18 protein-coding genes are annotated in these 18,836 nt (G+C 64.4%); 5 read left to right on the plus strand and 13 right to left on the minus strand.

Annotated elements, in window-relative coordinates; all coding sequences use genetic code 11:
* Positions 1 to 3: 3 nt before the first annotated feature.
* The 6 genes from K359_RS0103720 to K359_RS0103745 all read right to left on the minus strand — a co-directional run bounded on the left by K359_RS0103720 (position 4) and on the right by K359_RS0103745 (position 5,980).
* Positions 4 to 903, minus strand: coding sequence for an SMP-30/gluconolactonase/LRE family protein (locus K359_RS0103720; protein WP_029078147.1), 900 nt, complete (start codon positions 901 to 903; stop codon positions 4 to 6).
* A gap of 202 nt (positions 904 to 1,105) precedes the next feature.
* Complete coding sequence (locus K359_RS0103725; protein ID WP_029078148.1) at positions 1,106 to 1,528, minus strand: globin family protein; 423 nt, start codon at positions 1,526 to 1,528, stop codon at positions 1,106 to 1,108.
* A 102-nt stretch (positions 1,529 to 1,630) separates the two neighbouring features.
* Complete coding sequence (locus K359_RS0103730) at positions 1,631 to 2,425, minus strand: ABC transporter ATP-binding protein (protein WP_029078149.1); 795 nt, start codon at positions 2,423 to 2,425, stop codon at positions 1,631 to 1,633.
* A gap of 11 nt (positions 2,426 to 2,436) precedes the next feature.
* Entirely contained in the window at positions 2,437 to 3,339 is a 903-nt protein-coding gene (gene ntrB / locus K359_RS0103735) for a nitrate ABC transporter permease (RefSeq protein WP_029078150.1), read from the minus strand.
* Between the two features lie 64 nt (positions 3,340 to 3,403).
* Positions 3,404 to 4,720 carry a CmpA/NrtA family ABC transporter substrate-binding protein gene (locus tag K359_RS0103740; RefSeq protein ID WP_029078151.1) on the minus strand — a complete coding sequence of 439 codons (1,317 nt, stop codon included), beginning with the start codon at positions 4,718 to 4,720 and terminating at the stop codon, positions 3,404 to 3,406.
* Positions 4,721 to 5,065: 345 nt separating this feature from the next.
* The gene (locus K359_RS0103745; protein WP_029078152.1) at positions 5,066 to 5,980 is read right to left on the minus strand and encodes an intradiol ring-cleavage dioxygenase; all 915 of its coding nucleotides are present in this window, start codon (positions 5,978 to 5,980) and stop codon (positions 5,066 to 5,068) included.
* A 144-nt stretch (positions 5,981 to 6,124) separates the two neighbouring features.
* On the opposite strand from K359_RS0103745, the gene K359_RS0103750 reads away from it, so the two are divergent.
* The 3 genes from K359_RS0103750 to K359_RS0103760 all read left to right on the plus strand — a co-directional run bounded on the left by K359_RS0103750 (position 6,125) and on the right by K359_RS0103760 (position 10,493).
* The gene (locus K359_RS0103750; protein WP_029078153.1) at positions 6,125 to 7,399 is read left to right on the plus strand and encodes a serine hydrolase; all 1,275 of its coding nucleotides are present in this window, start codon (positions 6,125 to 6,127) and stop codon (positions 7,397 to 7,399) included.
* Positions 7,400 to 7,576: 177 nt separating this feature from the next.
* Positions 7,577 to 9,085, plus strand: a complete 1,509-nt coding sequence (locus tag K359_RS0103755; RefSeq protein WP_029078154.1) for a sensor histidine kinase — start codon at positions 7,577 to 7,579, stop codon at positions 9,083 to 9,085.
* A gap of 88 nt (positions 9,086 to 9,173) precedes the next feature.
* Complete coding sequence (locus K359_RS0103760) at positions 9,174 to 10,493, plus strand: dicarboxylate/amino acid:cation symporter (RefSeq protein WP_029078155.1); 1,320 nt, start codon at positions 9,174 to 9,176, stop codon at positions 10,491 to 10,493.
* A gap of 45 nt (positions 10,494 to 10,538) precedes the next feature.
* On the opposite strand, the gene K359_RS0103765 is transcribed toward K359_RS0103760, so the two are convergent.
* A complete protein-coding gene (locus K359_RS0103765) occupies positions 10,539 to 10,793 on the minus strand; it encodes a hypothetical protein (protein ID WP_084518272.1) in 255 nt (84 codons plus the stop codon).
* 640 nt (positions 10,794 to 11,433) lie between these two features.
* Between K359_RS0103765 and K359_RS0103770 the strand changes: the two genes are divergently transcribed.
* Complete coding sequence (locus K359_RS0103770; protein WP_016844123.1) at positions 11,434 to 11,829, plus strand: helix-turn-helix domain-containing protein; 396 nt, start codon at positions 11,434 to 11,436, stop codon at positions 11,827 to 11,829.
* Between the two features lie 523 nt (positions 11,830 to 12,352).
* Positions 12,353 to 12,685, plus strand: coding sequence for a hypothetical protein (locus tag K359_RS50985; RefSeq protein WP_051345964.1), 333 nt, complete (start codon positions 12,353 to 12,355; stop codon positions 12,683 to 12,685).
* A gap of 39 nt (positions 12,686 to 12,724) precedes the next feature.
* On the opposite strand, the gene K359_RS0103780 is transcribed toward K359_RS50985, so the two are convergent.
* The 6 genes from K359_RS0103780 to K359_RS0103805 form a co-directional block, all read right to left on the minus strand.
* Positions 12,725 to 13,807 carry an isocitrate/isopropylmalate dehydrogenase family protein gene (locus K359_RS0103780; protein WP_029078157.1) on the minus strand — a complete coding sequence of 361 codons (1,083 nt, stop codon included), beginning with the start codon at positions 13,805 to 13,807 and terminating at the stop codon, positions 12,725 to 12,727.
* A 114-nt stretch (positions 13,808 to 13,921) separates the two neighbouring features.
* Positions 13,922 to 14,992, minus strand: coding sequence for an alcohol dehydrogenase (locus K359_RS0103785; protein WP_029078158.1), 1,071 nt, complete (start codon positions 14,990 to 14,992; stop codon positions 13,922 to 13,924).
* A gap of 84 nt (positions 14,993 to 15,076) precedes the next feature.
* Positions 15,077 to 16,045 carry an ABC transporter ATP-binding protein gene (locus K359_RS0103790; RefSeq protein ID WP_029078159.1) on the minus strand — a complete coding sequence of 323 codons (969 nt, stop codon included), beginning with the start codon at positions 16,043 to 16,045 and terminating at the stop codon, positions 15,077 to 15,079.
* Positions 16,042 to 17,028, minus strand: a complete 987-nt coding sequence (locus tag K359_RS0103795) for an ABC transporter ATP-binding protein (RefSeq protein WP_029078160.1) — start codon at positions 17,026 to 17,028, stop codon at positions 16,042 to 16,044. Before K359_RS0103795 ends, K359_RS0103790 begins: the two co-directional genes overlap by 4 nt.
* Entirely contained in the window at positions 17,025 to 17,894 is an 870-nt protein-coding gene (locus tag K359_RS0103800; protein ID WP_029078161.1) for an ABC transporter permease, read from the minus strand. Before K359_RS0103800 ends, K359_RS0103795 begins: the two co-directional genes overlap by 4 nt.
* On the minus strand, positions 17,881 to 18,831 hold the full coding sequence (locus K359_RS0103805; protein WP_029078162.1) for an ABC transporter permease: 951 nt from the start codon (positions 18,829 to 18,831) through the stop codon (positions 17,881 to 17,883). The genes K359_RS0103800 and K359_RS0103805 overlap by 14 nt, the downstream gene beginning before the upstream one ends.
* Positions 18,832 to 18,836 lie beyond the last annotated feature (5 nt).

An 18,836-nucleotide genomic window follows, 5' to 3' on the forward strand; every position in this document is an offset into this window, starting at 1 on the left:
GGATCAGCCGAGCTCGCTGATGTCGGCGACCAGCACCGACCCCGTCACCGATTCCGTGATGTAGAGCCGGTCACGGTTGGCGCCGCCGATCGCGACATTGGTGCAGCTCTGCCCGGCGCATGACTTGATCCGGGCGACGCACTCGCCGTTCGGCGCAAACACGAAGACATGGCCGAGCGAGGCGTGCGCGACGAAAAGCCGCCCTGCTTTGTCCATCGTCATGCCGTCGGGCCCGCTCGGACCGAACAGCGAGCAGAAGCGTCCGACCTTGGACACGCTGCCGTCTTTCATGAACGGCGCGCGCCAGACCGCATTGTCGCGGGTCATCGCGACGAACAACACCGCTTCGTGCGGATCGAGCACCAGGCCGTTCGGGCTGATCCCGGTATCGATCAGGCAATCGAGCTGCCCGCTCGCGCGCAGGCGATAGACGCGGCCGGTCGGATCGTGCAGGCCGGTCTGGCCCTGGTCGGTGAAATAGATGTCGCCGTTCGAGGCGATATGAAGGTCATTGCAGCCGCGGAACGATTCCGAATTGCGCGAACGCAACAGCGGCGTGACCTTGCCCGATCCGGCATCGAACTCCATCAGGCCGTGCCGATAATCGGCGATCAGGATGCGGCCCTTGGCGTCGATCTTCAGCCCGTTCGGCCAACCGTCATATTCGGCGACCTGCGACCATGACTTGTCCGGCGCGATCCTGAAGATACGGCCGAAAGGAATGTCGACGATATAGAGATTGCCCGACGCATCGAATGACGGGCCCTCGATGAAGCAGTCGGTCACCGCGCCCGGCCGGTTGGCGTCGGCCCATTCGCTCGCCACCTTGCGGCGAAACTCGGCGGGAACTGTGGAGAATATCTCGGTCGGAATCAGTTTCGGCGGCGTTTCCAGGAACATCATTTTTTTGGTTCACCCGTTGGCGGAGCGAGTGAACCTTAGATCGTTCCGTTCGTCATTGCGAGGAGCGATAGCGACGAAGCAATCCATCTCTCGGCAAGCGGAGGTATGGATTGCTTCGCTACGCTCGCAATGACGGGCGAGAGAGTTCTAGTTTGCCGCCAGCTGCGATTTGGCAGTAGCGGCCGGCCCCTCCACGATTCCCCTACTCTGCCGCCTGCGCACCGTAGGCTTCCGAAATCATGTAACCGGACAGCGTGCCGTAGGCCGCGGTCCACGCGGCGGCGACGTCAGGCGTCCAGGCATCACCGAGGCCCTTCTCCAGCGTCCACAACAATGCGCCGCCGACCACCGGATAATGTTCGGGCCTGGCGCCATAGCCGACATGGCGCTTGGCGAGTGCACTCGCGGCGGGCAGAATCGCGTCGAGATTGCTCAGCCCGTTGACGACGACGGCGAGCGTCGTCATCAACTTCTTGCGCTGCTCTTTCATGTCTGCCGGAAACATCGCCTTCACGGCGGGCGCGACTTCGAACAAGCGATCGTAGAAAATAACCGCGGCTTGCTCCGCAATCGGCGCGACCTTGCCAAAGCTATCCTGAACCAGCTTGATTTGGGCCGGATTCATTTCAACTCTCCGTGGTTCTGAATGACTTTGCAAAATCCGAGCATTGGTCGTGGACCACGGCGTTTCGGTTCAAGGCCGAAACGCCTGATGTCGACATTATCTTCAAGCCGCCTCGACGAAGCTGTGGCGCTCATAGAGGAATTCGAGCACGCGCTGCCGGCACTTCAGATAGCCGGGGTTGTTCGCGAGTTCGAGCCGCTTGCGCGGACGCGCCAAGGGCACCTCGAGCACCTCGCCGATCCGTGCGCTCGGACCATTGGTCATCATGACGATGCGGTCCGACAGCAGCACGGCTTCGTCGACGTCGTGGGTGATCATCAGGATGGTGTTGCCGAGCTTCTGATGCAGCGCCATCACCGAATCCTGCAGATGCGCCCGGGTCAGCGCGTCGAGCGCGCCGAACGGCTCGTCGAGCAGCAGCACCTTCGGCTCCATCGCGAGCGCACGCGCGATGCCGACGCGCTGCTTCATGCCGCCGGAAATCTCGCTCGGCCGCTTGTCCTTGGCGTGCGCCATCTGCACCAGGCTGAGATTGTGCATCACCCAGGCGTCGCGCTCGGCCCTGCTCTTGGTTTTGGCAAACACCTTGTCGACGCCGAGCTTGACGTTTTCGTAGACGGTCAGCCACGGCAGCAGGCTGTGGTTCTGGAACACCACGGCCCGGTCGGGCCCCGGCGAATTGACCTCGCGGTTCTCCAAGAGCACGCAGCCATTGGTGGTGCCGGTGAGGCCCGCGACGATGTTGAGCAAGGTCGACTTGCCGCAGCCGGAATGGCCGATGATCGAGACGTATTCACCCTTCTGGATCGTCAGGTTGATGTCCTTCAGAACCTCCGTGGTGGCGTTGCCGCGGGTAAAAATCTTGTCGATGTGGTCGAGCTTCAGATAGGCCTGCATGACTTGTCCCCTCAGTTCGCAGCCGTGCCGCGGGTCACGATCTTGCCCAATCCCGCGATCAGGCGGTCGAGCACGAAGCCGATGATGCCGACATAGAACAGCGCCAGGATGATTTCGCTGATGTGCGAGGAATTCCACGCATCCCAGATGAAGAAGCCGATGCCGACGCCGCCGATCAGCATCTCAGCCGCGACGATCGCGAGCCAGGACAGGCCGATGCCGATACGCAGGCCGGTGAACATGTAGGGCGCGGCCGCCGGGATCATGATCTTGGCGAAGAACTCCAGCGGATTGAGCTGCACCACGGCGGCGACGTTGCGGTAGTCCTGCGGGATGTTGCGGATGCCGACCGCGGTGTTGATGATGATCGGCCACACCGAGGTGATGAAGATGACGAAGATCGCCGATGGCTGGCCGTCGCGGAATGCGGCGAGCGACAGCGGCAGCCAGGCGAGCGGCGGAATCGTGCGCAGCACCTGGAACAGCGGGTCGAGACCGCGCATCGCCCAGACCGACTGGCCGACCAGCGTGCCGAGCGCAATGCCCGCGATCGCCGCCAGCGAATAGCCCAGCGCGACGCGCTGCAGGCTCGCCGACAGGTGCCAGAACAGGCCTTTGTCGATGCCGCCGTGATCGAAGAACGGATCGAGGATCAGCTCCTTGGTATCCTTGAACACGCGCGAAGGCGGCGGCAGGGCCGAGCCCGCGCGCCGGCACACCAGCTCCCAGACGAGCAGCAGCAGCGCGAGGACGATCAGCGGCGGCACGACGCGCACTGCCGCCTCCTTCGCCATCTTGGCATATGTCTCGGCACGCGGCGGCCGCTTGGGCGTCATCGTCACGACCGGCGCCGCGGTTGCAGCAGCCGGAACGATCGCTGCGGTGAGTTCGGTCTTCATGGCAGGCATTGACATCGACAAAGTATCTCCGTGGTCAAATGGGTGGGCCGCGCGCGAGGAGCGCGCAGCCCTGCTCAAATCAGACGTCCACGCGCTTGATCGACAGCGACTTCAGGTATGCGGCCGGATTTTCCGGATCGAACACCTTGCCGTCGAAGAAGGTCTCCTTGCCGCGCGAGGTCGAGGTTGGAATTTCGGATGCGGGCACGCCGAGATCCTTGGCGGCCGCACGCCAGATGTCCTCGCGGTTGACTTTGCCGATCAGGCCCTTGGTATCGAATCCCGCTTCAAACTTGCCCCAGCGGATGTCTTCGGTGAGGAACCAGAGCTCGTGGCTCTGGAACGGATAAGACGCGAAGTCGCGCCAGTACTTCATGATGTGCGGCGAATTCTCGACCACCTTGCCGGTGCCGTAGTCGAACTTGCCCGCGGTGCGGTCATAGACGTCCTCGACCGGGCAGTTGATCCACTGCCGCTTGGCCATGATTGCCGCGAGCTCCTGCTTGTTCTCGGCCTTGTCGGCCCATTGCTGGGCTTCCATCACCGCCATCAGGATGGCCTTCGCCGCGTTCGGATATTTGTCGACCCAGGCGGCGCGCATCGCGAACGACTTCTCCGGATGCTTGTTCCAGATCTCGCCGGTGTTGACCGCGGTGTAGCCGATGTCCTGATGGATCAGCTGCAGATTCCAGGGCTCGCCGACACAGAAGCAGTCCATGGTGCCGACCTTCATGTTGGCGACCATCTGCGGCGGAGGCACCACGATGGTCTCGATATCCTTGTCGGGATCGATGCCGCCGGCGGCGAGCCAATAGCGAATCCAGAGATCGTGGGTGCCGCCCGGGAAGGTCATCGCGGCCTTCACCGCCTTGCCCGACGCTTTCTTCTTTTCCAGCGCCGTCTTGAACGGCGATGCGTCGGTCGAGAGCTTGAGGTCAGCATATTCCTTTGCGACCGAGATACACTGCGCATCGAAATTGAGCCGCGCCATGATGTACATCGGCGTCGGCTGGTTGTTCTGCGTCACCTTGCCGGCCGAGATCAGATACGGCATCGGGGTCAGGATGTGCGCGCCGTCGATTCCGTTGCCTTCGGAGCCGAGCACGAGATTGTCGCGCGTGGTGCCCCACGAGGCCTGCTTCTGCACATCGACATCGGGCACGCCATACTTGGCGAACAAGCCCTTGTCCTTGGCGACGAACAGCGGACCGGCGTCGCTCAGCGCAATGAATCCGAGCTTGGCGCCCTTCACCTCGGGGCCTGCACCTTGCGCGAATGCACCGGCGGGAAAGTTGAGCCTGGCTGCGGCGAGCAGCGCGGCGGCGCCACTGCTTGCCTTCAGGAGCTGACGGCGGCTGAGGCCACGGCCTGAGGGCTTGTTGGTGGGCTTGGTCATCGGTCGTCCTTTGCGTCGTTGCGTTGCGGTATTGCGTCTTTGCGTCGAGCGCCCTCCTTCGGGTGGCGACGCTCGCAGGGCGCAAAAGGGCATGCACCGGGGAGGCCCCGGTCTGGCGGCGTCAGAAATCCGATGGGGTGGCCTCGAGGGACGGCTTCAATGGCGTCGGCTATTGACTATTCAAGCCTTGTGCCAAGCTACCGCAGTGCAAAAATTGATTTTATTGCAAAGTCTTGCGCAACATGTCGCAGCGCGCGCAAACTTTCCGCGCGCTCCCAAAATTTGCGATTCGCTCAATTCTTGTGCGGCGCACAAGAATTGAGCAGCTGGCTTCAACGATAGCGATCAGGCGTCCTCGGCGACCTTGGTGCCGAGCGGCGCGGGCGCCATTCCGCCACCGGGTTTCACATGGAATTCGTAGTTCATCAGGTGCCACGGACCATCCGAGCGCTGGCCATCGGGCATCGCCGGATCGGTGCGCCGTTCAACCTTGGCGATCAGCTCGTCCTTCACGCCGAACACGACATCGGAGTCGATATATTTGTCGCCTTCCATGAAAACGTGCGTGATCAGCGGCTCATGGCCCTTGGCATTGACCAGGAAGTGCACATGCGCTGGCCGCATCGGGTGACGGTTGGTCTGCGTGATCATCTGCCCGACCGGACCGTCGGTTGGAATCGGATAGCTGCACGGCACGATGGTGCGGAAGAAGAAGCGGCCGTCGGCATCGGTGACGAAGCGCGCCCGCGACGACGGGCCTTCGGTGGCATAGCTCGGCTTCTGCGAGTCGTAGAATCCGTCGTCGTCCGCGTGCCAGACATCGACCGGCACATTGGCCAACGGCTTGCCCGTGAGGTCGGTGACGCGGCTCTGCACGAACATGCGCTCGCCGGGCAGGCTTGCCGAGATGTCGGTGCCGTGCGGCGTGACCTTGTGCTCGCCGACATAGAACGGGCCGAGCACAGTGGTCTCGGTCGCGCCGTCGCGATCGCGGTGGTTGACCGCATCGACCAGCATCGACACGCCGAGCACGTCGGAGAGCAGGATGAACTCCTGGCGGATATCGGTGCACTTCTGTCCGGTACGGGTCAGGAAGCCGATCGCGTGGTCCCACTCCTCGAAGGTGAGATCGGTCCTGCGCACATAATCGTGCAGCGACTTCACCAATTCCTGCAGCAGGAACTTGGCCCGCGGATCGGGTGTCTGGTCGAAGCTGCGGATCACGGCGGTGGTGAGCTCGGTTTCGTTGAACTGGGTCATCTCGGCGTTTCCCTGGAGCCCCTGAAGGGCGCGATTGCAACGGCGACCGTACACCACCGGCCCGTTGCCGGTAAGCGCCAGCCACTTGGTGCAGCGGACACTTTTCGGCTATCAAGACGGCCTTGCCAGCCGGAGAAACGCCCGATGTTAGCCCCCACGCCTGCCTCGCCCGAATCCGCGGGAATGTCGACCACTGCCCTCAACCGCCTCGAAGCGCATCTGAAGACCCGCTATATCGACGGCGGCCGCTTTCCCGGCACCCAGCTCCTGATCTACCGGCGCGGCAAGATCGTGCATTCCGCGGTGCAGGGCTTTGCCGATCTCGAGCGCAAGGTGCCGGTCAAGGACGACACCATCTTCCGCATCTATTCGATGACCAAGCCGATCACGTCGGTCGCCTTCATGATGTTGGTCGAGGAAGGCAAGGTCGCGCTCGACGAGCCGGTCGCCAAATACATTCCGGAGTGGAAGAACCTCAGCGTGTTCGTCGCCGGCACCGCGCCCGCCTTCCTCACCCGCCCGCCGAGCCGGCCGATGCTGATCGTCGACCTGTTGCGCCACACCTCGGGCCTCACCTACGGCTTCCAGCAGCGCTCCAACGTGGACGCGGCCTATCGCGAGAACAAGATCGGCGAAGTCATCAAGGCCGGCACGCTCGACAGCATGATCGAGGATCTGGCGAAAATCCCGCTGGAGTTCTCGCCGGGTGAAGCCTGGAACTACTCGGTCGCCACCGACGTGCTCGGCTACCTCATCGGCAATATCTCAGGGATGCCGTTCGAGAAGTTCCTGAAGGAGCGCATCTTCAAGCCGCTCGGCATGAACGACACCGACTTCTTCGTGCCGGCCGACAAGGTGCATCGCTTCGCCGCCTGCTACTCGGCCGACCCGCAGGGCGGCATGACCTTCCACGCTACCGAGCGCAAGGGCACGCTGACGCTGCAGGACGACCCGACGACCAGCTCGTTCCTGTCACCGCCCTCGCTGATCTCGGGCGGCGGCGGTCTGTGCTCGACCGCCTCAGACTATCTCACCTTCTGCCGCGCCCTGCTCAACGGCGGCGAGCTCGGCGGCGTCAGGCTGCTCGGCCCGAAGACGCTGAAGCTGATGGCCTCCAACCATCTGCCCGGCGGCGTCGACCTGCCGGCGATGTCGCGCTCGCTGTTCTCCGAAGCCGCCTATAACGGCATCGGCTTCGGCCTTGGCTTCGCCGTCACGATGCATCCGGCGCAGACCCTGATCGCGGGCAGTCCGGGCGAATTCAACTGGGGCGGCGCCGCGACGACGTCGTTCTTCATCGACCCGGCCGAGGAGCTGATCACGATTTTCATGACCCAGGTGCTGCCATCGAGCGCCTATCCGCTCCGGCGCGAGCTGCGCACCATGGTCTACGCCGCGATCACCGAGAGCAATCTCTGACAGACGCCTTTCCGCGGCGCACACCCCTCGTTTAAGCATGATCCTTTCGGAAAACCGCTTCACACTTTTCCGGATCATGCTCTAAGCGCCGCGGAACCTTTCCAATCACCAGCTATTTCCTTTGGCGGACTTTTCCCGCTTCCCCTAAGCTCAGAGCAGCACCGACCCGGGGACTTCGTGCCGAAACTGACATTGCCAGTCCGTCTCGCGCTTCTGGTCGCGGGAACGATGTTGCCGCTGATCGTTTTCGCGGTCGGCATAGTCTTCCACAATTACCAGCAGGACCGCCAGGCCGCCACGCAGCGTGTGCTCGAGACCGCGCGCAACATCCGCCTGCTGCTCGATGCGGAAATGCAGCGCATGACCGGCGGGCTGCAGGTGCTGGCGCTGACCAATTCGCTGCGCAACAGCGACTTCGACAATTTCCGCCGCGTTGCGGTCGGCTTCATCGACCAGTACGGCAAGGACGGCGTGGTGCTGGTCGCCGACCGCAGCGGACGCCAGGTGTTCTCCTCGCTGACGGCGGATACGGCGAGCCTGCTGCCGCGCAACAATCTCGAGATCCTTGGGAAGGTGTTTGCGACAAGGCAGCCGCAATATTCCAATCTGTTCTTCGGCGCGGTGAAGCAACGCCTGATCATCACCGTCGAGGTGCCGGTGATGCGCGACGGCGAGGTGCTCTACGACATCTCGTTCAGCCCGCCGATCGAGGTGTTCCAGACCATCATCGAGAAGCAGCGCCTCAACCAGGACTGGACCATCTCGATCTTCGACAGCGACGGCGTCAACCTGGCCCGCGTGCCAAATCCGCAGGCGACGATCGGGCAGCGCGCCGCGCCGTCGCTGTTCGCCGAGATGTTCCGCCGCAGCGAGGCGACGCTGCCGACCGTCTCGCTCGAAGGCGTGGCGCTGATCACCGGCTTCACGCGGTCGCGCGTCACCGGCTGGACCGTCGCCGCGGGAATCGCCGAGAACTCGCTGGTGGCGCCGCTGTGGCGCTCGCTTGCGATCACCAGCGTGATCGGCGGCCTGCTGTTGCTGGTCGGCCTCGGCTTCGCGGTACGGATGGCGACCACGATCGCGCGCGCCGAGATGCTGCACGACCTGCTGATCGAGGAGCTCAACCACCGCGTCAAGAACACGCTGGCGATCCTGCAATCGATCGCCACGCAGACCTTCCGCACCGCGAGCCGCGCCGAGCGCGACAAGTTCGAGGGGCGGCTCGGCGCGCTTGCCGAGGCGCACAACCTGCTCTCCACCGACAAATGGCAGGGCTCCGACCTGCAGGACGTGGTCAGCCGGGTGTTGCGGCCCTATCTGATCAACGCCTCCGAGCGGGTCAAAATGTTCGGACCGCGCGTGCCGCTGTCGCCGCGGCTTGCCCTGGTGCTGTCGATGCTGCTGCACGAAATGGCGACCAACGCCGCCAAATATGGCGCGCTGTCCAACGACACCGGCACGGTGACGCTGGACTGGGAGATCCTGGACGAAGGCGCCGGACCGAAGCTCCGGATGATCTGGACCGAGGCCGGCGGTCCGCCGGTCACCGCGCCGGTGCAGCGCGGCTTTGGCTCCCGCCTGATCGAGCGCAGCGCCCGCGACCAGCTCGGCGGCGAAGCCACGGTGGATTTCCTGCCCCAGGGCGTCGTCTACACCGTGACCAGCTCCCTCGAACCGGGCGATTGACCCGATAATGGCGGCCGAACCTGCGACATCTTGGCACGCAAGTTGCTAAGATAGGCGGGTTCGGCCGGCCAGAAACAGGGGGAAGTTCATGTCGACCATCGCAGCGGAAGCCAGTGTGGCACGAAAGCCGCTTTACACGTCACTGTTCGTGCAGGTGCTCGTCGCGCTGTTGCTCGGCATCATCATCGGCATGGTCGCGCCCGATTTCGCGATCGGGTTGAAGATCTTCAGCGATGCCTTCCTGAAGCTGATCTCGATGATCGTGGCGCCGATCGTGTTCTGCGTGGTGGTGCACGGCATCGCGGGCGCCGGCGACCTCAAGAAGGTCGGACGCGTCGGCGTCAAGGCGCTGGTCTATTTCGAGGTGATGACGACGGTCGCTTTGGTGGTCGGATTGATCCTGGCCTACCTGTTCGGGCCCGGTCACGGCATGAACATCGACACCTCGACGCTGGATCCCAAGGCGCTCGGCAACTATGCCAGCAACGCGCAGAAGCTGAAGGGCGAAGGCGTCGGCAGCTTCCTGCTCAACATCATCCCGACCACCTCGTTCGACGCGCTGTCGCGCAATGACGTGTTGCAGGTCCTGTTCTTCGCCATCATCTTCGGCGTCAGCCTGGCGCTGGTCGGCGGCGAAAAGGGCGAGAAGATCTCCTCTCTCATCGACGCGGTCTCGACCGTGCTGTTCCGCGCCATGGGCCTGATCGTGCGCATCGCGCCGATCGGCGTGCTCGGCGCCGTCGCCTACACGGTCGGCAAATACGGCGTCGGCTCGCTGAAGCAGCTGCTGTCGCTGGTGGCGCTGTTCTACGTCTCGGTCGCGATCTTCGTGCTCGGCGTGCTCGGCGGCGTCATGGCGCTCGCCGGCATCAACATCCTCAAATTCCTCGGCTACCTGCGCGAGGAGCTGACGATCGTGGTCGCCACCGCATCCTCCGACGCCGTGCTGCCGCAGATCATGCGCAAGCTGGAGCGCCTCGGCGTCAAGGACTCTGTGGTCGGCCTCGTGATCCCGACCGGCTATTCCTTCAACCTCGATGCGTTCTCGATTTATCTGACGCTTGCGGTCGTGTTCATCGCGCAAGCGACCAACACGCCGCTGTCGTTCGGCGACCTGCTGCTGGTGCTCGGCGTGTCGCTGATCACCTCGAAGGGCGCGCATGGCGTGCCGGGCTCGGCGATCGTCATCCTGGCGGCGACGCTCAATGCGGTGCCGAGCATCCCGGCGATCGGCCTCGTGCTGGTGCTCTCGGTCGACTGGTTCATCGGCATGGCGCGCGCGGTCGGCAATTTGATCGGCAACTGCGTCGCCACCGTCGTGGTCGCGGCATGGGAGGGTGACCTCGACCGTGACAAGGCCCGTCGCGTGCTTGAAGGCGCAGAGGCAGTCGACGTCACCGCCGGCTGAAGTCCCACGGCACAGGACCGGCAGCGTCCCGCGCGCGGCGCTGGCTTACTTGACCAGCCTCAGATACGGCGGCAATTGCCGGGTCGCCGGTTCCGGCATCGGCTCGTCCGACGCGATCATGTCACACAGGGCCTTCAGCTCGGAATCGGTCACCTTGTGGAGCTCCATCCGGAGCTCGAGGATGGCAAGGGACAATAGCCGCGCCGTCTCCGTATTGGTCCGGTCGGTCAGGAAGGCCTGACACTCTTCCAGGGTTGCGAGCAGCGCCAGCAACCGTTCTTCCGTATTTGCGACCGGCATATCTTCCACTCCCGAAGCCGCGAGGTAGAGTCGAGGCGTTCCCCTCTTCCGCTTCATTGGCCTCTCCCGCCAGAGTTCGCCGGCTTGTCGTAGGCGCACATTGGTTCCCGATGATCGAGAACTTTCAGGCAATTGTCCAGCAACATTCCGAAAGCCCGACTTGGACTTAGGTCAAACTTTTCGCCTAGCAGGCCGTTCCGTCAAGCAACCGCCGACCCGTCTGCGCGACCTCAGGATGCACTAGCTGGGGTTGCATCCACGCAAAGACGCCCGTACAATATAGTTGCCCGTAGAACTACGGGCGCAGTGCACGGCCGCCCGGTAAGCATGCGTGCAAAATCTGTGGCGATCAAACTCGCGCTAGTTGTGGTTTGGTCAATATTTTGCCAAATGTAGAGGGCGGGGTGTCGAGAGACACCTAGGCGCGGTCGACTTCAGGTAGTTGGCTGTGTCGGTAAAAGGTGCTTCCAATACGTATGCTTCCAACAAGGATGTGCGTTTGGATACCATCCCGCGATCTTCTTGGATTTTCGTGGTTCACGACGAACTGACGATCCACTCGAGCTTAACGCGGTACATCATGAACGTGTCCCTGACCCGGCCGGGCCAGGGATTCCCGATTGAAGGACGGGTCACAAGAATGAACAGATCAGCAGCAAAGAAGATGAAGCAGCGCAGTGCCGGCAAGCCGGACATTGAGTTGGGCAAGCGGATTCGCCTGCGCCGTGTCGAGCAGAAGATCTCGCAGGCCGAGCTCGGCGACAAGCTCGGCGTCAGCTTCCAGCAGGTCCAGAAGTACGAGAAGGGCGTGAACCGCGTCGGCGCCGCCCGCCTTCAGCAGATCGCGACCGCGCTGGACGTGCCGGTCACCTTCTTCTACGACGGCGACAACAAGGCCCGCGAAGTCGAGAGCCTGCTGTTCCTCGACAGCGCGTTCAGCCTCCGGTTGCTGCGCGCCTACAGCAAGATCAAGGATCAGACCGTGCAGCGCCAGCTGGTGTCGCTGATGGAATCGATCGCCGCCAACGAAGACTGAGCCGCGGGTCTGGTCGCGACGCCGCGAACGCGATCCACCACGCCGCATCGGCCGGTTGCCGGTCACCGCGACCGCCATACGCCGGTCGGGCCGGGACATAACAAAGCGCTGCCATCGGCGATGGCGGCGCTTTTTCTTTTGCCGAGGCAGTCACTCAAGGACTTGTGATCGAGGCGAGATTCTCAGTCTCGCGTCCGAATGCGCGGTCATGAAGCGACGGCAAGCACGGCGTCAAGATATCACAACTCGACTTGAGCACGGTCTTCGCGCACACCGTTGCGTATCAGCGCAGGCCTTTCCAGCTCACGCTTTGACTGCACATCTCATGCGGCGCATGCACGCGCGACGCGCCGCCATTCTGTCGCGCGGCCAATTGCCGCCCGCACACAGCGCGACCTCACAACTCCCGTATTTCCTGCGTTGAACCGGCGTCCCTTAGAACCAAGTGCACAGGCGCATCTTTTTTGTCGCAGCAACGAAGTGGCCGCATGGACGTTTTCAGGCTTCAACCAAGGAGATCTCGATGAATATCAAGCTTGCTGTTGTTGGACTGGCCGCGCTCGGAAGCGCAGCGCTGATGTCCGGCACGGCGTCAGCGATGCCGAACGGGCTGCCGCAGGCCGGCCACATCGCAGGCGAAACGTCCAATGTCGACAAGGTCCGCCAGGTCTGCGATCGCTGGGGCCGCTGCACCTGGCAACCGGGCGGTTACGGCTACTACGGACCGCGCCATCACGGATGGCATCATCGTCCGCACTACCACCATCGCCACCATCATCACGGGCCGCGGCATCATGGCGGCCATCACGGCGGCGGACACCATGGCGGCGGGCATCATGGTGGACACCGGCGCTGATCATCAACGAGGGGGCTCCGGCCCCCTCACCCTCCCGTGCTAAAGCGCCGCCAGCACTGCCTTCGCGACATCAGAGGTGCCGTTGCTGCCGCCGAACTCGAACGGCTTGATGCCGTCGGCATAGACCCTGTCGACCGCGCGCTCGATCCGCTCCCCGGCTTCGGCAGCGCCTTCGAGACCGTGCTTGTCGGCGAGCCAGTCCAGCATCATCGCGACCGAGAGGATCATCGCGGTCGGATTGGCCTTGCCCTGCCCCATGATGTCGGGCGCCGTGCCATGGCACGGCTGAAACACCGCGTAGCGATCGCCGATATCGGCCGACGGCGCCATGCCCATGCCGCCGATCAGGCCGGCGGTGAGGTCGGACAGGATGTCGCCGAACATGTTCTCGGTCACCATGACGTCGAAGTCCCAGGGACGCTTCACCAGCGCGGCGGTAGTCGCGTCGATGTAGAGGTGATCGGCCCTGACGTCGGGATGACGCTTCGCCGTCTCGTCGAAGATGTTGCGGAAGAATGCGAACGCCTTGAACACGTTTGCCTTGTCGACGCAGGTCAGCCCGCCGCCGACGCGGCCGCGCGCCTTGCGGCGTTCGGCCAGCCGGAACGAGAACTCGAACAGCCGCTCGGAGGTGCGGCGCGTGATCACCATCGTCTCGCGCGCCTCGCTGTCGGTGACGACGCCCTTGCCCATGGAGGCGAACAGGCCCTCGGTGGATTCCCTGATCACGACGAGGTCGATGCCCTTCTGATCGGCGCCGACGATCGTGCTCGGCACGCCCGGGATCAATCGCGCGGGCCGCACGCCGGCATAGAGATCGAAGATCATGCGCAGTTCGATCTGCGGCGCGATCTCGGTGTTGTCGGGGTAGCGCACCGACGGCAGGCCGCAGGCCCCGAGCAGGATCGCATCGGCCTCCTCGCACAGCCGGATCGTGCTCTCCGGCATCGACTTGCCGGTTTCCCTGTAATAACCGGCGCCGGCCGGCGCCTCGGTGAAGCGGAATTTGAGGCCGGCCGACGCCTCGATGCTGCGCAGCACCTCGAGCGCCGGCGCCATCACTTCGGGGCCGATGCCGTCGCCACCGAGGACTGCGATGTGAAGTGCGTCGTTGGCGGACATGAGAATCTCCGGAAGATGGTCGTCATTCCGGGGCGATGCCTCAGCATCGAACCCGGAATCTCGAGATTCCGGATCTGGTGCTGGCGCACCATCCCGGAATGACGGTGACTTGGACTACGGCGTCAGCACCGCGCGGCCGACGAGCTGGCCCTTCTGCAGATTGGTCAGCGCCTCGTTCGCCTTCGCCAGCGGCATTGGCGTGACCGGGATCGCCGGAATCTTCTTGGTCCGCACCAGATCGAGCAGCTCCTGCGTCTCGCGCAGATTGCCGACATAGCTGCCCTGGATGGTGACCGCCTTGATCGGGATCAGCGGCAGCGCCCAGGTCGCGCCGCCGCCGAACAGGCCGACGATCACGAGCTTGCCGCCCTTGGTCAGGCAGTCGAAGCCGAGCTGCGAGGTCTGGGCGTTGCCGACCAGATCGATCGCGGCGCGGATCGGCTGGCCGGCCTTCTTGACGAGCTGCTCCAGCGCGTCGGGCGCCTTGCCGTCGACGGTGGCGAGCGCGCCGGCGGCCTCGGCCGCCTCGCGCTTCCTGGCGTCGATATCGACCACGATCGCGCCCTTGCCGCCCATCGCTTTCAACAGCGAGAGCGCCATCAGGCCAAGACCGCCGGCGCCGAAGATCACGATCGGCGTGTCGAGGTCCTTCTCGACCTTCTTCAGCGCGCTGTAGGTCGTGACGCCGGAGCAGGCGTAAGGCGCCGCCGTGACCGGATCGAGTCCGTTGAGGTTGAGCAGATATTTCGGATGCGGCACCGTCATGTGATCGGCGTAGCCGCCGTCGCAGTAGACGCCGAGCGCATTCGGCTTGATCGCGCACATGTTCTCGTCGCCACCGAGGCAGGTCGGGCATTTGCCGCAGCCGAGCCATGGATAGGCCAGCGCGACATCGCCGAGCTTGAGACCGCCCTTGTCGGCATCCTTGACATCGGGCCCGAAGGCGACGATTTCGCCGACCGTCTCGTGGCCCATCGTGCGCGGCAACGAGACGCCGCGATCCTTCAGCGACAGCGGCTTGCGGCCATGGCCGAGATCATAACCGCCTTCCCAGATATGCAAATCGCTGTGGCAGACACCGGCGGCCTTGACCTTGATCAGCACCTGGGTGCCGGACGGCTGCGGCGTCGGCTGATCGACCTCTTTCAAGGGGGCGTTGAAATCGACGACCTGGAAACTCTTCATCGCTGCTCTCCCGAAGCTTGTTCTTGCGGCGGACCTTGCCACGCCTGCCCGTCGGGGACAAACGCGGTGTTGGTCTCCCCATATTTAGATCAAGGGATGATGGCAAGCCGCGAACTGGCCTGGTGCAACCACGCGCAGTTCCGGCATCTCGCTGGCGCAGCGCGCATCGGCCCGCGGGCAGCGGGTGCGGAATCGGCAGCCGGACGGCGGCGCGATCGGCGACGGCGGCTCGCCGACCGGCACGCTCCGGGTCGGACGGACATCCGGATCGGGCACCGGGATCGCTTCGATGAGCAGCGCGGTATAGGGATGCGCCGGCTGTGCAAACAGCTGTTCCGACGGGCCGACCTCGCAGAGCCGGCCGAGATACATCACCGCGACGCGATCGCTGACCGCCTTCACCACGGCGAGATCGTGGGCGATGAACAACAGGGTCAGGCCGTAGCGCGCCTTCATCTCCTCCAGGAGATTGAGGATCTGCGCGCGGATCGAGACGTCGAGCGCGGACACCGGCTCGTCGCAGATCACGAATTCGGGATTGAGCACCAGCGAGCGGGCAATGCAGATGCGCTGGCACTGTCCGCCGGAGAATTCATGCGGCAGCCGTCCGCTCACCAGCGCGGGATCAAGGCCGACCGCCGACAGCACCTCGTTGACGCGGCGCCCTCGTTCCTCGGGATCCTTGACGCCCGCGATCACCAGCGGCTCGGCGACGATATCGCCGATCCGCCGCCGCGGATTGAGCGAAGCGATCGGGTCCTGGAAGATCAGCTGCACGCGCCGGCGCATCATGCGCAGCGCCTCGCCGCGCAGGGCGGTGAGATCGTGGCCGTCGAACAGCACCTTGCCCGAAACGGCCTGGCGCAATTGCAGCACGGCGCGGCCGAGCGTGGACTTGCCGCAGCCGGATTCACCGACCAGCCCCAGCGTCTCGCCACGGGCGATTTCGAGGCTGACGTCGGACACGGCATGGATGGTCTTGCCCCCCACCGAATACTCGACGACGAGGTTCTCCACCTTCATCAGCGGATCGGATGCGGCTTGCTGCATCATGCGCCGACCCCCGCCGCGATCGGATGGAAGCAGGCATAGAGATGGTCTGATGTCTCCGCCGCGCAGAGCGGCGGCTTCTCAGTGCCGCAGCGCCCGGCGGAATAGCGGCAGCGCGGCGAGAACGAGCAACCTTTCAGCGGCCGGGTCGGATCGGGCGGCCGCCCCGAAATCGCCGGCAGCGGCGTATGTGGCGGGACGTCGAGCTTCGGCAGCGCGGCGAGCAGCGCCTCGGTATAGGGCATCCGCATCTGCTTGAACAATGCCGGCGTTGGCGCGCGCTCGACGACGCGCCCGGCATACATCACCGCCACCTCGTCGGTGCGGCCGGCGACCACGCCGAGGTCATGCGTGATGATGATCATCGCCATATGGCGGCGCTGCTGCTCGCGCGCCAGGAGATCGAGGATCTGCGCCTGGATCGTGACGTCGAGCGCGGTGGTCGGCTCGTCCGCGATCAGGAGTTTTGGCTCGCAGGACAGCGCCACTGCGATCGCGACGCGCTGGCGCATGCCACCGGAGAGCTGATGCGGATATTGCGTCAGGCGTTGCTCGGGTGCCGGAATGCCGACGGCGGCCAGCAGTTCGATGCTGCGCTGCCTCGCCTCGGCAAGATCGAGCTCGAGATGTTCCACAATGGTCTCGATCAGCTGGGTGCCGATGGTCAGCACCGGATTGAGCGAGGTCATGGGATCCTGGAACACCACTGCGAGCGAGCGGCCGCGCAGCTTGCGCAGTTTCTCCGGCGACAGCCTTGTCAGGTCCTGCCCGTCGAACATGACCCGGCCGGATAGTTTCGCCTTCTTGGGCAGGAGTTGCAGGACAGCGCGCGACAGCATGGTCTTGCCGCAGCCGGACTCGCCGACAATGCCGAGCGTCCTGCCCGCACCGACGGCGAGATCGACGTGATCGACCGCCCGCAGATTGCCGCGCGGCGTCGGCAGGTCGACCACCGCGTTCTCGACCGAAAGCAGCGTGCCGCTCATAGCGCACCCTGCCTGGGGTCGGTCAGCGCGCGAATGGTGTCGCCGATCAGGTTGAAGGAGAGCACGGTCAGGAACATCGCAATCGCCGGAATGAAGGCGAGCCGCGGCGCCACGTCGAGGCTTTCACGGCCCTCCCCGATCATGCTGCCCCAGCTCGAGATCGGCGGCGGCACGCCGAGGCCTAGGAAGGACAGCGCGCCCTCGACCACGATGGTGACGGCGACGCCGAGCAGGAAGAAGGCGAGCAGCGGCAGCAGCACATTCGGCAGCAATTCGCGCAGCAGGATGCGAGCATGCGAGGCGCCGAGCGCCTCTGCCGCGATGACGAATTCGCGCCGCGCCAGCGTCAGGGTCGATGCCCGCGCCACCCGCATGAAGGCCGGAATGCCGAGCACGCCGAGGATGCAGGTCAGGTTGAAGATCGACTGGCCGAGATAGGCGGTCACCGCAAGCGCGAGGATCAGCGGCGGGAACGCCAGCAGCACGTCCATGCTGCCCACCACGATGGATTCGAAACGGCCGCGGAAATAGCCCGCGAGCATGCCGAGCGCGCCACCGATGGTGACCCCGATCACCGGTGCGCAGAGCCCGACGATCAGCGATATCCGCGCGCCATAGATCAGCCGCGACAGCTCGTCACGGCCGAGACCGTCGGTGCCGAGCCAATGCTCGGCGGAAAACGGCGCCCGCCGCTCCAGCATGTCCATGTCGGTCGGGCTCGGCAGCGGCAACACATCGGCAAGGATCGCGACCGCAAACACCAGCACCATCCAGCCGATCGCGATCCAGAACAGCGTGCCGAGCCGGCGCTTGCGCCGTGCCGGGGCCGCGGTGGTCTCATCGAGGCTGAGCTCAAGCGTGGCCATGGCGGATCCTCGGGTCGAGCACGGCGTAGAGCAGGTCGACAATGAAGTTCATGATCACGAAGCCGGCGGCGACCAGCAACACCACGCCCTGCAGGATGATGAGGTCGCGGGTATAGATCGCGCCGACCAAGAGGCGGCCGATGCCGGGCAAGGCAAAGATCGTCTCGACGATCACGGCGCCGCCGATCAGGCGGCCGATATTGATGCCGGTGATGGTGACGAGCGTCAGCGACGACGGCTTCAGCGCGTGCACGAACAGGATGCGCGACGGCTTCAGGCCTTTCGCCTTGGCGAGCGCGATATAATCCTCCTGCAGTGCCGCGATCATGTCGGAGCGCAGCACGCGCATGATGCCCGGCCACTCCGCAAGCGCGAGCGTCAGCGCCGGCAGCACCATGAAGCGCAGATTGGCGAGCGGATCCTCGCTGAACGGCACGTAGCCGGTCGCCGGCAGCCAGCGCAACTCGACCGCGAACAAATAGATCAGCAGGATCGCGGACAGGAAGGTCGGCACCGACAGCATGCCGAAAGCCGAGCCGGTCATCAGGCGGTCGAACGCGCTGCCGGCCTTGGCCGCGCAGGCGATCGCGAGCGGCACGCCGATCGCAAGCCCTATCAACTCGGCAAGGATCATCAGCTCGATGGAAACCGGCAGCCGCTCGCTGACCGCCTGCAGCACGGTCTGCCCGGTGCGGAACGAGCGCCCGAAATCACCCTGCAGGATGTGCCAGAGCCAGCCGAGATAGCGCAGCCAGATCGGCTGATCGAGCCCCATATCATGGCGCAGCGCCGCGACGTTCTCAGGCGTCGCCTGGTCGCCGAGGATCACGTAAGCGAGATCGCCCGGCAACAGCGACGCAATCACGAAGGTCAGTAGCGAGACCGCGATCAGCACCGGCACCAGGTACAGGAGCCGGCGCGCGACGAAGAACAGCATGCAGC

The sequence above is a fragment of the Bradyrhizobium sp. th-b2 genome, from assembly GCF_000426785.1.
GTDB lineage: Bacteria > Pseudomonadota > Alphaproteobacteria > Rhizobiales > Xanthobacteraceae > Bradyrhizobium > Bradyrhizobium septentrionale.